11 protein-coding genes are annotated in these 13922 nt (G+C 67.4%); 1 reads left to right on the top strand and 10 read right to left on the bottom strand.

Going from position 1 to position 13922, the window contains the following annotated elements; all coding sequences use genetic code 11:
• Positions 1-94 precede the first annotated feature (94 nt).
• The 9 genes from IG171_RS05730 to IG171_RS05690 form a co-directional block, all read right to left on the bottom strand.
• Positions 95-685: a hypothetical protein gene (locus tag IG171_RS05730; RefSeq protein WP_212130525.1), complete on the bottom strand. Its 591-nt coding sequence runs from the start codon at positions 683-685 to the stop codon at positions 95-97.
• Positions 682-1647: a D-2-hydroxyacid dehydrogenase gene (locus tag IG171_RS05725; protein ID WP_212130524.1), complete on the bottom strand. Its 966-nt coding sequence runs from the start codon at positions 1645-1647 to the stop codon at positions 682-684. Before IG171_RS05725 ends, IG171_RS05730 begins: the two co-directional genes overlap by 4 nt.
• Positions 1589-3358 (bottom strand): MDR family MFS transporter, encoded by a 1770-nt coding sequence (locus tag IG171_RS05720; RefSeq protein WP_212130522.1) that lies wholly within the window; start codon positions 3356-3358, stop codon positions 1589-1591. Before IG171_RS05720 ends, IG171_RS05725 begins: the two co-directional genes overlap by 59 nt.
• A 110-nt stretch (positions 3359-3468) precedes the next feature.
• Positions 3469-4113 carry a TetR/AcrR family transcriptional regulator gene (locus IG171_RS05715; protein ID WP_212130520.1) on the bottom strand — a complete coding sequence of 215 codons (645 nt, stop codon included), beginning with the start codon at positions 4111-4113 and terminating at the stop codon, positions 3469-3471.
• A 109-nt stretch (positions 4114-4222) separates the two neighbouring features.
• Complete coding sequence (gene dnaG / locus IG171_RS05710) at positions 4223-6181, bottom strand: DNA primase (RefSeq protein WP_212130518.1); 1959 nt, start codon at positions 6179-6181, stop codon at positions 4223-4225.
• 3 nt (positions 6182-6184) lie between these two features.
• Positions 6185-7492 (bottom strand): deoxyguanosinetriphosphate triphosphohydrolase, encoded by a 1308-nt coding sequence (locus tag IG171_RS05705; protein WP_212130516.1) that lies wholly within the window; start codon positions 7490-7492, stop codon positions 6185-6187.
• Between the two features lie 2 nt (positions 7493-7494).
• A complete protein-coding gene (dusB, locus tag IG171_RS05700) occupies positions 7495-8682 on the bottom strand; it encodes a tRNA dihydrouridine synthase DusB (protein ID WP_212130514.1) in 1188 nt (395 codons plus the stop codon).
• A gap of 79 nt (positions 8683-8761) precedes the next feature.
• Complete coding sequence (locus tag IG171_RS05695; protein WP_212130512.1) at positions 8762-10390, bottom strand: ATP-binding cassette domain-containing protein; 1629 nt, start codon at positions 10388-10390, stop codon at positions 8762-8764.
• A gap of 169 nt (positions 10391-10559) precedes the next feature.
• Positions 10560-11108 carry an XRE family transcriptional regulator gene (locus IG171_RS05690; protein ID WP_212130510.1) on the bottom strand — a complete coding sequence of 183 codons (549 nt, stop codon included), beginning with the start codon at positions 11106-11108 and terminating at the stop codon, positions 10560-10562.
• 55 nt (positions 11109-11163) lie between these two features.
• Between IG171_RS05690 and IG171_RS05685 the strand changes: the two genes are divergently transcribed.
• Positions 11164-12552: an L-lactate permease gene (locus tag IG171_RS05685; RefSeq protein WP_212130508.1), complete on the top strand. Its 1389-nt coding sequence runs from the start codon at positions 11164-11166 to the stop codon at positions 12550-12552.
• A 6-nt stretch (positions 12553-12558) separates the two neighbouring features.
• Here the strand turns inward: IG171_RS05685 and IG171_RS05680 are convergent, their stop codons facing one another.
• Positions 12559-13887, bottom strand: a complete 1329-nt coding sequence (locus tag IG171_RS05680; RefSeq protein ID WP_212130507.1) for a M24 family metallopeptidase — start codon at positions 13885-13887, stop codon at positions 12559-12561.
• Positions 13888-13922: the final 35 nt, after the last annotated feature.

The following is a 13922-nucleotide window of genomic DNA, read 5'->3' as shown; positions in this document are numbered from 1 at the left end:
GAGTCTTCGGACTCCGGGCGCCCTCGTCGTCTGCACCCGCCTGCGTCCGAGCGCAACGAACCTCGCGATCGGGCGCACCGGCCGATCAGACTGTTCAGGAGCGGTCGCGGCGAGTGTCCTCGGCCTCCGTCGCCTCGTGGAGCCAGATCGGGGTGAAGGTCGCCAGTCGCTCGGACAGCTCGTCGTCGCTGTCGAGGATGACGGCCAGACGGTCGTCGGCTGAGGCGAGCTCGCCGGCCCAGATCGGACCCAGGCACGCCAGCAGGGCGCAGGCGATGATGACAGCGGCGGCCAGGATCGGAGTCCGGTCCCACAGCAGAACTGCGAACAGTGCTCCGAGGACGACGAAGCCGATGGCCACGACCATTCCGGCGGTGCGGGTCCGCGGTGCTCTGGCTCTGGCCGGTTGGGCCGCGGCGACCGAGTCGAGGACGTCGCGGTTGAGGCGCGTCCACGCGATGATCGCCCCCAGTGCGCAGACGATGCCGATCATGATCAGGCTGAACGCGGAGAACAGCAGCACGGCATCGATGTGCTCGCCCTGGGCCTGCATGGCCGCACCGAGGCCGGCGACCAGCATCGCCGCGGCCAGCACCAGCATGCTGAGCAGTCGGGCCCGGCGAACCGCGATGAGCTCGGCAATGACCCGGGCCAGAAGCGCCCGCTGGTCGGTCGCGTCGCTCACCGCACGTACCCGAGCTTCTTGTCGACGGTATGCGGGAACTCCTCACCGGCCAGGTACCGCTCGAACAGGCGGTGGAACTGTTCGGCCAGGCGCATTCGCCACCCCTGGGTGTCACCGCTCATATGCGGGGTGATGATGACATCGTCGAAGCCCCACAGCGGATGGTCGGCCGGCAGCGGCTCCTCGTCGAACACGTCGAGACCGGCGCCGGCGATCTCCTTTCCGCGCAGGGCCGCGACGAGGGCATCGGTGTCGACGGTGTCTCCGCGTCCGACGTTGATGAACACGGCGGTGTCGTCCATGGCCGCGAACACCTCGGAGCCGATGAGCCTGTCCGTCCGCTCGGTCAGCGGTGCGATGTCGATGACCCAGTCGTATCCGCCGACGTGGTCGGCCAACGTCGACGAATCGATGACATCGCCGAAGTCGGCGTCTCCGCCGCGGGCATGGGAGCCGGCCCCGGTGACCTCGATGTCGACGGCTTTCAGCAGTCGTGCGACCTCACGCCCGATCGCCCCGGTGCCCACGATCATCGCCTTCGACCCTGCCACATCGCGTGTCGAGCGCCGATTCCACTTCTGCTCACGCTGATCGGCCAGCGAGCCGATCGAGCTCTTCGCGTGCATGAGGATGTAGTTGAGCACGAACTCGGCGATCGGCCGGTCGAAGGTCCCTCGGGCATTCGTCACCGTCACCGGCGAGTCGACGAGTTCGTCGAACAGCAGGGAGTCGACTCCGGCGGCCGCCGCGTGCACCCACGTGAGACGGTCAGCGCTGGCGTAGGCGTCCCGCAGGGCGGTGGAGAAGAAGTCCCACATCAGCAGCACATCGGTTCCGGGCAGCGCCCGGCTCAGCGTCTCGGCTTCGGCGATCCTCAGCTCGATGCCGTCTCTGTCACCGAGGTCAGTGAGCAGGTCGGGAATCTCGGTCCCGGGTGCGTTGAGTATGGTCAGTACCGTCATTCCTCGTCTCCTCCAGCAGTGGGCTTTCTGCCAGACTAGCCGATGACGACGGGCCGGGGGCCGAAGTCGTCGAACCGTCGCTCACCGGCGCCTGACCGAGCACGAGGTTCTCACGCCGGGCCGGTTCGGCCTTCAGCGTCTGGGCCAGCGGGGTGTTGGGCAGGAACGCGAGGAAGACGAATCCGAGCACGGCCAGCGGGGCCACCCAGAGGAACAGCGGCACGAGGGCGTCATTGCAGGAATCGATGATCAGCGAATGCAGAGGCTGCGGCAGCTGGGCCACGATCTCCGGAGTCAGCCCCGTCGAGGAGATCTTCGGCAGCGGAGTCTGCGGAGCCTCCTTCGCGATTTCGGAGATCCCGTCCTTGATGTTGTCCATCAGCCGCTGGGTGAACACAGATCCGATGAAGGCCATGCCCAGGGTGGCACCGACCTGGCGGAAGTAGTTGTTCGCCGCTGTCGCCGTGCCGACCATGGACACCGGGAAGGCGTTCTGGACGACGAGGACGAGGGTCTGCATGCTCAGTCCCAGCCCCAGCCCCAGCAGGGCCAGGCAGCCGATGGTCCCCCAGGCCGAGTCGTCGGCCTTGAGCGTCGACAGCAGCACCAGCGCCGCCGCCATAAGCAGGATGCCGGTCAGGGGATACTTCCTGTACTTGCCGGTGCGGGAGACGATGAAGCCCACGAGGGTCGAGGACACGAGCATGGTGCCCATCATCGGGACCATCATCAGCCCTGCCACCGTCGCGTCGATGCCGTGGACCATCTGCAGGTAGGTGGGCATGTACGACAGCACTCCGAACATGCCCACGCCGATGAAGAGCCCGGCAGTCGTGGCCAGGAGGAAGTCGCGGTTGGTGAACAGACTCATCGGGATCACCGGCTCGCTGACCTTGAGTTCGACGAAGACGAACGCGACCGCGGCGATGATGCCGGCGATGATGAGTCCGCTGATCTGCCAGGATCCCCACTCGAAGTCGTGGCCGCCCCACGCGGAGACGAGCACGATGCAGGAGGTCACGACCGAGATCAGAGCCATGCCGAAGACGTCGATCTTCGGCCGCGGGCCCGTCCCCTCGGCCCGCTTGGGGACCTTGAGGAAGATCGCTGCGGCGATGAGGGCGATGATGCCCAGCGGGAAGTTGATGGCGAAGGCCCAGCGCCAGCCGGGTCCTTCGGTCAGCCAGCCGCCGATGAGCGGTCCGGCCACGGACGACACGGCGAAGGCCGAACCCATGATGCCCATGTACTTGCCGCGTTCGCGGGCCGGCACGACCGAGGCGATGATCGATTGGGAGAGGGTCATCATCCCTCCGCCGCCGATGCCCTGGAGCACGCGGCCGAGGATGAGCGTGGACATCTCATCGGCGATGAGCGCGAAGACCGATCCGGCCAGGAAGCAGCAGATCGCGAACATGAACAGGGGTTTGCGGCCGAACAGGTCGCCGATCTTGCCGTAGACGGGCATCATGATCGTCGAGGCGAGCATGAACGCCATCGAGACCCACAGCATCTGGTCGACGCCGTCGAGTTCGCCGACGATGGTCGGCAGGGCGGTGGCGAGCACCGTCTGATTGAGCGAGAACATGAACATCGCGATCATCAGCCCCACGAAGAGCAGGATGATCGCCGAGGTGGTCATCGGGGCGGGGCCGGTCTCATCGCCGGCCGGAGCCGAACCGGTGCGTGCCGTCATCGCCTCGGCAGTCATTTCGTGATTCGTTCGCATACAGCCTTCGTCGTCGAGAAGTGGTGAATAGGTGGTGTCGGTGCCGGCGGCGGACTGCCGATCGTGGATGCTGCCTCGTCTGCTCAGCCCGGTCACTGCAGCCGGTCGAGGACCTTGAGAAAGAGGTCGAGCGAGTCTTCGAAGATCGCCTTCGTCCCGCCCTTGTCCTCGGCCGCGACCGGTGTCTCCTTGATCGTGCGTCCCGCATGGGTGAGCGGGACCCGGCAGAGCTGGGTGAGCATGCGGGCGCTGCGCCGGGCCGAGTCCTCGGAGGAGAACTCCTGCCCGAGATGCCGCAGCCTGGCCAGCACGTGCCCGGTGATGACCTCCTCGAGCTCCTGAGCCCGGTCGAAGCTCTTGCTGACCAGCTCGGGGTAGAGGGAGAAGAGGCGTCGGCGACGGGCCGGCAGCTCCGGGTCGGCCGAGCCGATGAGCAGCGTCTCTCGGATGAAGCGGGCGGTGTCCTCTGCCAGCGTGTCGAGTCCGGCGTCCGAATGGACGTAGTCGTCGGCGAGCGTCTCGTCGACGACGGCACCGACGCCGAGGCCGACGATCGCGTCCTCCTTCGTCTCGTAGTAGTTGAAGAAGGTGCGCGTGGACACCCCGGCGTCGGCGGCGATGGCCGCCACCGTGGTGCAGTCCAGCCCGTCTTCGAGCACGCGGGTGATCGCGGACTCGTGGAGGGCGTTGCGGGTGTGCCGGGCCTTCTTCGAGCGCAGGGATTCGTCAACTGGCATGAGACTATTCTGCACTCGATGCAAGTTTTCATCAACTGCAAATATGCAATTGTGCACTATTTCACTGTGTGCAGGATTCCGGTCAGCCGAGATCCCGCTGCCTGACAGCTCACATGAGCATCTTCAGCCTGGCTCGATGCTGTTCGAGGGTCTGCAGCTGGCCGAGCAGAGCGGCCTGTCCGTCCCCGTCGCTCGTGTCCTGTCGCTGCAGCCGCGAGTGCAGCTCCTTCGCGATGCGTTCGAGGTCGTAGTCGAACAGACGGGCGACGATGCCGCGGGCGAAGCGTTCGATGTCAGTGCCTTCGATGACCGGCAGCGGTGTCACGAGCAGCTGTGCGATATAGGGCTTGAGGTCCTCATCGCTGGCGGCGAGGACCCGTTCGGCCCATTTCGACTGCTCGGGCCCGGCCGCTCCCAGCCCCCCGGCCTGTCCGATGGCCTCCTGGATCCGGCGGTAGCCGGGGTGTTCGAAGGCCTTGGCCGACAGCGAGTCGAAGAGTTTGGCGTTGACCATCTCCGGGTGCTGCAGGGCCACCATGAGCGCACCCTTCTCCGTCTTCAGCCGGGCCGGGCTGATCGGGGCCGAGAGGTTGGAGACATCGGGTCGTTCGTCGTAGACGTATTCGATTCGGTCACTGTCGGCCTCCCCCGCCGAGGCGGCCCCGAGCCGCTGCTCCTGACGGTAGCTCTCGGCCCGGGCCGGCTCGGCGCCCTGCCGGGCCGGCGCCGCCTGGCGGTTCTGCTTCGGTGCCCGGCGTGCCGTGCGAACGGCGGATTCCACCTCGTCGATGTCGACGCCGATGCGGCCGGCGACGAATCGATAGTAGTGGCTGAGACTGCCCTGGTCGCGGATGTCGGTGAGCACCTCGGCGGCGGCCCTGACCGCGGAGATCCGGCCTTCGACGGTGTCCAGGTCGAATCGGGCGATGGCGGTGGTGATGACGAATTCGAACAGGGGCTTGCAGTCGTCGATGAGTTCGCGCACGGCCGCATCGCCCTTCTGCATCCGCAGGTCGCAGGGGTCGAGGCCCTCGGGTTCGACGGCGACGAAGGTCTGGGCGGTGAAGAGGCTCTCGAATTCGAAGGCCTTCAACGCCGCCTTCTGTCCGGCTGCGTCGCCGTCGAAGGTGAAGACCACTTGTCCGGTGGGGTCATCGCCGAGGAGTCGGCGGATGATCTTGACGTGTTCGGCGCCGAAGGCCGTGCCGCAGGTGGCCACGGCCTGGTCGACCCCGGCGAGGTGGGCGGCCATGACATCGGTGTAGCCTTCGACGACGACGACGCGCTTGGACTTCGCGATCGACCTCTTCGCCAGGTCGAGGCCGTAGAGGACCTGATTCTTGCGATAGAGCGCGGTCTCCGGGGTGTTGAGGTACTTCGGGCCCTTGTCGTCGTCGTACAGACGCCGGGCCCCGAATCCGATGGTCCGGGCGGTCATGTCCTTGATCGGCCAGATCACACGGCCGCGGAATCGGTCGTAGATGCCGCGTCCGCCTTCACTGGCCAGGCCTGCGGCGAGGATCTCCTCATCGGTGAATCCGGCGCGGCCCAGGTGAGAGGTCAGCGCATCCCAGGACTTCGGGGCGAAGCCGATGCCGAATTCCCGGCTCGACTCCGCGGGGAACCCGCGCCCGATGAGGAACTCGCGAGCGATCTGCCCGGCCGGTGATTCGAGTGCCTGGGTGAAGAAGCGCTGAGCGACCTCGTGCATCTCGAGCAGGCGCTGTCGGCGGCTGGCCTGTTCCCTGTCCGGTCCCTTGCCGTCCTCATAGCGCAGATGCATCCCGGCCTTGCCCGCCAAGGTCTCGACGGCTTCGACGAAGCTGAGCTGTTCGATCTTCTGCAGGAAGGTGAACACGTCCCCGGACTCTCCGCAGCCGAAGCAGTGATACATGCCCACCTGGGGACGCACGGTGAACGACGGGGTCTTCTCGTCGTGGAAGGGGCACAGCCCCTTGAGCGAGCCGATGCCCGCGGTCTTGAGGGTGACGAACTCCCCGATCACCTCGTCGATGCGGGTGCGGCTGCGCAGTTCGTCGATGTCCTCGCGCTTGATGAGTCCGGCCATGGTCTAGAGCCGATCCTCCGCCCCGGCGTTGAGGCGGTGGTACAGAGCCCACGCCGAATGGTCGGTCAGGGAGGCGATCTGGTCGACGACGACCCGCAGGCGCGCGGCGTCATCGGCTGCCTCGGCGTGGTCGGCGCGGAACATCGGGTCGAGTCTGTCCGGGGCTGCGGAGAACCATTCGGCGAGTTCGCCGATGACCGCGGCCTGGATGTCGTGCAGCCGCAGACGGTCCTCGGCGACCATCACCGTCAGCGTCGCCATGCCCTTGAGCACGGCGATCTCGACCGCGCTGCTCTCGGGGACGACGAGCGAGGCCGAGTAGCGGGCCAGCGGTTCCCAGCCGAACTCCTCGCGAGTCGCGGCCTCCGCGGCCCCGACGAACCGTCCGATCAGCTGACTCGTCATGTGCTTGAGGCTCGCCTGGGCCCGGCGGGACCCGTCGAAGGATTCGCTGGGCCAGTAGGCGGCGGCCTCCAAACGGCTCAGCGCCTTGTCCATCTCCGTGTCCGTGACCTCCGGCAGGTACCACTGCCGGGTGATGTCGAACAGCTCTGCCCGGCGGTTGTCACAGGCGAAGTCGGCGAGGTCGAGGTGGCCTGCGACGATGGCGTCCTCGACGTCGTGGACGGAATAGGAGATGTCATCTGCTAAGTCCATGACCTGGGCTTCGATACATCTCTTGCCGTTGTCGATGCCGTCGCGGTAGAAGTCGAAGACCGCGGTGTCGTCATCGTAGACGCCGAATTTCCGCACCCCGGAATCACGTCGGCCGATCGTGGCCTCGCTGCGCGGCCAGGGGTACTTCGTCAAGGCGTCGAGGCTGGCCCGGGTCAGGTTGAGTCCGGCCGGACGCCCGTCGTCGGCGATGACCTTCGGTTCGATCCGGGTGACCAGGCGCAGCGTCTGTGCATTGCCTTCGAAACCGCCGATGTCCTTGCACAGGGCGTCGAGGATCGTCTCCCCGTGGTGGCCGAACGGCGGGTGGCCGAGGTCGTGGGACAGGCAGGCGGTGTCGACGATGTCCGGATCGCAGCCGAGGTAGCGGGCCAGTTCGCGGCCCACTTGAGCGACCTCGAGGGAGTGGGTGAGCCGGGTCCGCACGAAATCGTCCGTGCCCGGGGCCACCACCTGGGTCTTCGCGCCGAGGCGGCGCAGTCCGGAGGAATGGAGGACGCGGGCACGGTCGCGCTGGAAGGCCGAGCGACGTGGATTCTTCGCCGGTTCGCTCACCCACCGCTCTTCGTCCCATGGCGAATAGACCGCCACGGTCCCCGTCCGCACCGAGGTGCGCGGGTGAGTGTCGAAGGGCATTCTCATCCTCCAGAGATATCGAGTTCGGCCTCCGACAGCAGCGATTTCCCGCTGGGGTCGAAGACGCGGGAGTCCAACCAGCCCTCGGGCAGGTGCGGCCGCTTCGGCCTGGTCGTGCGTCCACGGGAGCCTTCGGCGGCCGCACCGGGATAGGGGGCGTCCTGGTCGAGCTGGGACAGCAGCCCGGCGAGCTCGTCGAGGGAGGAGACCATGGCCAGCTGGCTGCGCAGCTCTCCCCCGACCGGGTAGCCCTTGAAGTACCAGGCGATGTGCTTGCGCAGGTCGCGCACTCCGTAGAACTCGTCCTCGAAGTGGTCGACGAGGTACTGACCGTGCTTGTACACGGCCCGGCCCACCTCGGCCAGTCCCGGACGGTGGCGTTCCTCGCTGCCGTTCAGGGCGTTCGCGAGGTCGCCGAAGAGCCAGGGCCGTCCCTGGCAGCCGCGGCCGATGACGACTCCGTCGCAGCCGGTCACGGCCATCATCTCCAGAGCGTCCTCGGCGGCGAAGATATCGCCGTTGCCCAGTACGGGCACAGTGTCGCCGAGGTGGTCCTTGAGCCGGGCGATCGCGTCCCAGTCGGCCTTGCCCGAGTACAGGTCCGCGGCCGTGCGCCCGTGCAGGGCGACGGCGGAGACACCGGCGTTGCGGGCCGTCTCGGCGGCGTCGAGGAAGGTGGTGTGGTCGGCGTCGATGCCCTTGCGCATCTTCACGGTCACCGGGATCCCACCGCGGGAGGCCTCGGTCACGGCGGTGGTGACGATGGCGTCGAACAGGTCCTGTTTCCACGGCAGGGCCGAGCCGCCGCCCTTGCGGGTGACCTTGGGCACGGGGCAGCCGAAGTTGAGGTCGATGTGGTCGGCCCGGTCCTCCTCGACGAGCATCCGCACGGCCTGGCCCATGGTGATCGGGTCGACGCCGTAGAGCTGAACGGAGCGCGGGGTCTCATAGGGCTCGTGGTGGATGATGCGCATGGTCTTCGGGCTGCGTTCGACCAGGGCGCGAGTGGTGACCATCTCGGTCACGTAGAGCCCGGCTCCGTATTCGCGGCACAGGCGACGGAACGCGGTGTTCGTGATCCCGGCCATGGGGGCGAGCACGACCGGGGAGGACAGCTCGATCGGGCCGATGCGCAGGGGCGCACCGACGGCCGGGGACACGGTTTCTGGGCTGGGGCTGATGACACTCACGGGTTCATTATCCCAAAGCAGTCAAAATCGCACATCCGCACCCCTTCCCCTCCCCGTGCGCAGCCGGGGACCTCAACGCTCAAGTACTGAGTCCAACCGCTTTCGCGCGCAGAAATTCCCGCACATCCCATTCCGTTTCCGCGGCGAGCTCGGCGGCGAGGCGGTCATCGTGGGTGATGACGATCATCGCTCCGCCGAATCCCTCGAGTCCGGTCGCCAGCGCTTCGAGCGAGGACAGGTCGAGATTGTTGCCCGGTTCGTCGAGGATGAGCAGCTGCGGGGCCGGTTCGGACAGCAGTCCGGCGGCCAGTGCCACGCGGAAGCGTTCGCCGCCGGACAGCGTCCCGCAGCGCTGTTCGGTCCGTCCCGCACGCAGCCCCATGGCCGCGAGCACCTCGTGGACGCGGTGCGGGCCCAGATGCGGGTTGCCGGATCGGATCGCTTCCATGACCGTCAGCGCCTCCGGCAGACGGTACTGCTGGTCGAGGTGGGCAAGCGGAACGGACACCCTGATCGCCAGTCGGCCGAAGAGCTCGTCGATCGGCGGGCCCGGCCGCATCGGCACGCCGGATGCGGCCATGATCGCCGCCAGCAGTGTGGATTTTCCCGCCCCGTTCGGTCCGGTCAGCCGGATCCTCTCCGGACCGACGATCTCGACCGGGCGGTCCAGGCTGTCGGAGTCGAGTGAGAGAACGCGCTTGCTGAGGTGGACTGTCGTCTCGGGCAGATCCAGGCGCACGCTCGACGACGACCGCAGCGAGTCCTTGGCCGCGTCGAGATCGGCCAGGGCGGAGGCTTCGTCGGCAGCCTTGTCCCCGCGACGTTTCGCCGCGGACTTCTCGGCGAAGTTCGCCAGCCCATTCATCACGATCTTTGGTCGGCGATTGTTCGCCTTGTCCTTGGCCGCCTTCCGGTCGGCTCGAGCGAGCTTCGTCTCCAGGTCGATGCGCTGACGCCTCTCGATCTCGAGGCTCTTCTTCGCGTCGACGATCCGTTGGCGCTTCGCCGCCTCCTCGGCGGCGACCATGGCCTCATAGTCGTCGAAGTCGCCGCCGTAGACCCGCAGGCGGTCGGTCATCTCGATGATCGCGTCGACGTGGGACAGCAGGGTGCGGTCGTGGGAGATGACCAGAGTGGGTCCGCGGCGCGAGCTCAGCAGGGAGGTCAGCAGTGCGTGTCCGTCCTCGTCGAGGTTGTTGCTCGGTTCGTCGAGGATGAGCCAGGCCTCGCCCGCCAGGGCCGCTCTGGCGAGTCCGATCCGGGTGGCCTGTCCTCCGGAGAAGCTGCTCAGCCGTCTGTCGAGGTCATCGAGTTCGAGGTGCAGTCCGAGATCGGCGGTGGCGGCCAGTGCGCGTTCTTCGATGTCCCAGTCATCGCCGATGCGGTCGAAGTCGGTGTCATCGGCGTCACCGTGCAGCGCGCGCTGCAGGGCGTGACGGACATCGGCGATGCCGAGGGCCGCATCGACGCGCTGCGGCGAATGCGGCAGGAGCTGATCGATGTAGACGGCACCGTCGGTGCCGGTGGCGGTTCCGGCAGCGGCGGGCAAGAGTCCGGCGAGGATCTTCGCGAGTGTGGATTTGCCGATCCCGTTGTCTCCGACCAGGCCGATGAGGCCGGTGGGGATGGTGGCGGTCAGCTGGGAGAAGATCTCGGTGTCGTCGCCGAGGCGGCAGTCCAGTCCCGACACAGTGATGGCAGTGGGCATGGGGGTCCTCATTTCGTGCACGCAGAAGCGCTGCGGGTCCGTGGCACCCGCAAGTCACGGCATGAGGACTCACTTCACGGTCGGCAGGCCCTTCGTCGGAGATGGGACCCGATCAGAATGGCCGATTCGGCGCGAAGAGTCAATGGTGCCGGGCCGAGGGCTTCGAGCCTCAGACGATGATGAGCATGAGTTCGGCCGGACGGTCGTGGGGGTTGGCCAGCTGGTGCGGCACATCGCCGGGCGCCTGCGCGCAGTCACCGGCGTGCAGCGTGGTGCGACGGTCGATGGTGACGATCTCGATGCTGCCGGACAGCACGAAGAAGCTCTCTCGGGAACCGCTGCGATGCGCGGCGAAGGCCGAGGTCTCACTGTGCGGATCGAGGCGGTAGTGGACGACGTCCATGTTCTCGATCGCCGAGGGCAGGTCGCGCCGTCGCACCCCGTGACCGTAGTCGGAGGAGGTGGGGATCGCCTCGGAGCGGGTGATGGTCACCTCAGGGGCGGCCAGCAGCTCACCGACCTCGACTCCGAGAGCGCGGGAGAGGCCCATGGCATTGGAGACCGAGGTGTCCTGCTCTCCGCGTTCGATCTTCGACAGCGCGGCACGCGACAGGCCCGCCCGGACGGCGAGCTCGTTGAGGGTGAGGGCGTTGGACTTGCGGCGCGCACGGATGCGGGCACCGAAGACGCGGGCCCCGAGATCTTCTTCCTTCGCCATTGGAGCATCATAGACTATTCTTGAATAGTAGAATAAAATCTCTCAAAGGAACTCAATGGCGGCTGTGCTGGCTCTCACCCCGATCCTCGTCGCCATTGTATTGCTTCTGCTCAAGCAGAGTTCGTGGATCGCGGCCCTGGCCGGCGCGGTCGCCGCGGCCGTCATCGTGGCCCTCGCCTTCCCCACCCCCGCCTCGGTGCTGGTCGACTCCGGTGTCGAGTACTTCCCCCTCATCCTCGAAGTCGCACTCATCCTGCTCTTCGGCATGGTCCTCGCCCGACTGCTCGAGGCCGCCGGCTCGATGTCGCAGGTCTCCGCCTGGGTCGAATCGCTCTCACCCAACCGTCCCCTCGGCGTCGCCCTCGTCGTCTTCGGCATCGTGCCCTTCGCCGAATCGGTCACGGGATTCGGCATCGGCGTGACCATCGGCGTGCCGATCCTGCGGCACCTCGGCTGCACGCTGCGGCAGTCGGCGCTCTTCGGGCTCCTCGGGCTCATCGCCGTGCCCTGGGGCGCCCTGGGCCCGGGCACCACGGTGGCGGCGGCGCTGGCCGGACTCGACGTCGACGAACTCGGCCTGTCCACCGCCTGGCTCAACGCGATCCCGGTCGTCATCGTCACGATCTTCGTCATCGCGATCATGCGCCCCGGTCCCACCTCGGCGCTGGGCATCCTCGGCTCCGCCGGGCTGATGTGGCTGGGCATCCTCGGCGCCAGCCTGACCGTCGGCATGGCTCCAGCGGGAGTGATCGGCTCACTCGTCGTCATCGTCGTCGTAGGCACCGGCTTCGTCATCGGCAAGCGCCGCACCGGATTCACCCGGCGGCTGGGATCGGCCGTTCTGCCCTATGGCGTGCTGACCGTCGGCCTGCTGCTGGCACGGGCCCTGCACTCAGCCCTGCCGTCGGCGGCGACCGAGATCATCGCCTCTCCCCCGTTCTGGCTGGCCGCCGCCTGCCTCATCGCCGCGGTCACCGTCGACGATCGGCGCCGCGTATCGGCCTCGGCGGCCGGATCCTGGATTCCCATCGGCGTGGGCACGTCCGCATTCATGCTCATGGGCTGGATCATGACCACGACGGGCATGAGCGAGGCCATCGGAGCGATGCTGCCGGCAGGCCTCGTGCTGCTGACACCCTGGCTCAATGCCGTCGGCGCCGTCCTGACCGGCTCGAACACCGGCGCGAACTCGATGTTCACCGGCACGCTGACCGCGGTCGCCGCCTCGTCCCACGTGGCCGCGCTGCCGGTCGTCGCGGCCGCGAACGCGGCCGGATCGCTGGCGGCTCTGGCCGCTCCCCCGCGGGTGGCCATGGCCGTGCAGATGGCCGATGCCAGTGCCCCCGCCTCGAAGACGGACATCGCCCGGGTCCAGGGTCAGGCGCTGGCCGTGTCCGGGATCAACGCGCTGATCATGGGCCTGTGGATCCAGTTCTTCGTCTGACTCCGGTCAGACCCGGATGATCTCGCGCGGGAAGTCCGTGAAGGTGTCGCACCCGGTGTCGGTGATGAGGATCGGTTCGGACAGCTCGATTCCGTAGCCGTTCATCCACATACCGCCGATGAGGTGGAAGGTCATGCCGGCCTCGAGGATCTGATCGTCCTCGGTGCGGATCGAGATCGTGCGCTCGCCCCAGTCCGGCGGGTAGCCGATTCCGATCGAGTAGCCCAGTCGGCTCGGCTTCTCCAGTCCCGACAGCGCCAGCACCCGGTTCCAGGTCCGGGCGAGTTCGGCCGTGGGCACACCGGGGGCGGCGGTGTCGAGGACCGCCGACAGCGCCTCGGCGACGACCCCCTCGAGGCGGACGAGCTCCTGCTTCGGCTTGCCCGTCACCGCGGTTCGGGCCAAGGGCACGTGGTACCGACTGTGGACACCGGCGAGTTCGATGCTCACGGACTCGTCGTCGACGAACTTCCGATCGGTCCAGGTCAGATGCGGAGTGTCCGCGCTCTCTCCGGTGGGCATCATCGGCACGATCGCCGGGTAGTCGCCCCACACTCCCTGTCCTCCGCGGATCTGAGCCTCGGAGATCGCCGCCGCCACCTCGTGCTGACCGACGCCCACCCCGATGGCTCCCAGGGCCGCGTCCATGGCCGCGGTCGTCACCTCGGCGGCCTTGCGCATGAGTGAGATCTCGGCCGGGGACTTGACCGCCCGGATCCAGTTGACGAGTTCGAAGGAGTCGACCAACCGCCATTCGGGCACACCGTTGACGAGGGCGCGGAAGGCGCGCGGGGAGAAGAAGTGCGAGTCCATCTCGACCCCGACCGGCGAGATCGAGGCCCGGGCGACCTCCCAGCGCTGGCGCAGGGCGAAGGCGACCCAGTCGAAGGGGTGGATATGGGGACGCTGCACATAGCGCTCGGGATAGCCGACGATGTCCTCGGGCGGCAGCCAGGAGGTATGGGAGGCCCCGCGCGCGTCCATATCGCGCATGAACAGCGTCATCGGCCCCGACGAGGGCACGAAGAGCAGCTGCGGGGTGTAGAAGGACCAGGCGTTGTACCCGGTCAGATAGTAGATGTTCGCCGGGTCCGTGACGATGAGCGCGGCGAGGCCCTGGTCGACCATGCGATTGCGCACCGAGGCGATGCGACCCAGGTACTCCTCTGCGCTGAACGACAGCGCGCTCGCACCGATCGTGTCGACCTCACCGGGTATCGGCTGCGGGCGAGCTTTGACCTCCTGGCTCGCACGACCCTGTTCGGCCCCGGGCCGCATCCCGTGCACATCCGGCCGATTGTCCTCGCCAGTGTAGAAAAGCTCACCCTCATTCATGACTACAGTCTGGTGATCGCCCTCACAGCCTGTCA

Origin of the sequence: Brevibacterium sp. SMBL_HHYL_HB1, assembly GCF_018208375.1 — a bacterium.
Classification (GTDB): Bacteria; Actinomycetota; Actinomycetes; order Actinomycetales; family Brevibacteriaceae; genus Brevibacterium; species Brevibacterium intestinavium.
The sequence above is the reverse complement of the archived record's forward strand: the minus strand, read 5'-3'. Positions and strand labels throughout refer to the sequence as shown.

What these genes read in the sequence shown, in the direction of transcription:
- IG171_RS05725 (WP_212130524.1), bottom strand. Translation starts at nt 1,647, where the DNA reads ATGACGGTACTGACCATACTCAACGCACCCGGGACCGAGATTCCCGAC.
- IG171_RS05720 (WP_212130522.1), bottom strand. Translation starts at nt 3,358, where the DNA reads ATGACTGCCGAGGCGATGACGGCACGCACCGGTTCGGCTCCGGCCGGC.
- IG171_RS05715 (WP_212130520.1), bottom strand. Translation starts at nt 4,113, where the DNA reads ATGCCAGTTGACGAATCCCTGCGCTCGAAGAAGGCCCGGCACACCCGC.
- dnaG (WP_212130518.1), bottom strand. Translation starts at nt 6,181, where the DNA reads ATGGCCGGACTCATCAAGCGCGAGGACATCGACGAACTGCGCAGCCGC.
- IG171_RS05705 (WP_212130516.1), bottom strand. Translation starts at nt 7,492, where the DNA reads ATGCCCTTCGACACTCACCCGCGCACCTCGGTGCGGACGGGGACCGTG.
- IG171_RS05695 (WP_212130512.1), bottom strand. Translation starts at nt 10,390, where the DNA reads ATGCCCACTGCCATCACTGTGTCGGGACTGGACTGCCGCCTCGGCGAC.
- IG171_RS05690 (WP_212130510.1), bottom strand. Translation starts at nt 11,108, where the DNA reads ATGGCGAAGGAAGAAGATCTCGGGGCCCGCGTCTTCGGTGCCCGCATC.
- IG171_RS05685 (WP_212130508.1), top strand. Translation starts at nt 11,164, where the DNA reads ATGGCGGCTGTGCTGGCTCTCACCCCGATCCTCGTCGCCATTGTATTG.
- IG171_RS05680 (WP_212130507.1), bottom strand. Translation starts at nt 13,887, where the DNA reads ATGAATGAGGGTGAGCTTTTCTACACTGGCGAGGACAATCGGCCGGAT.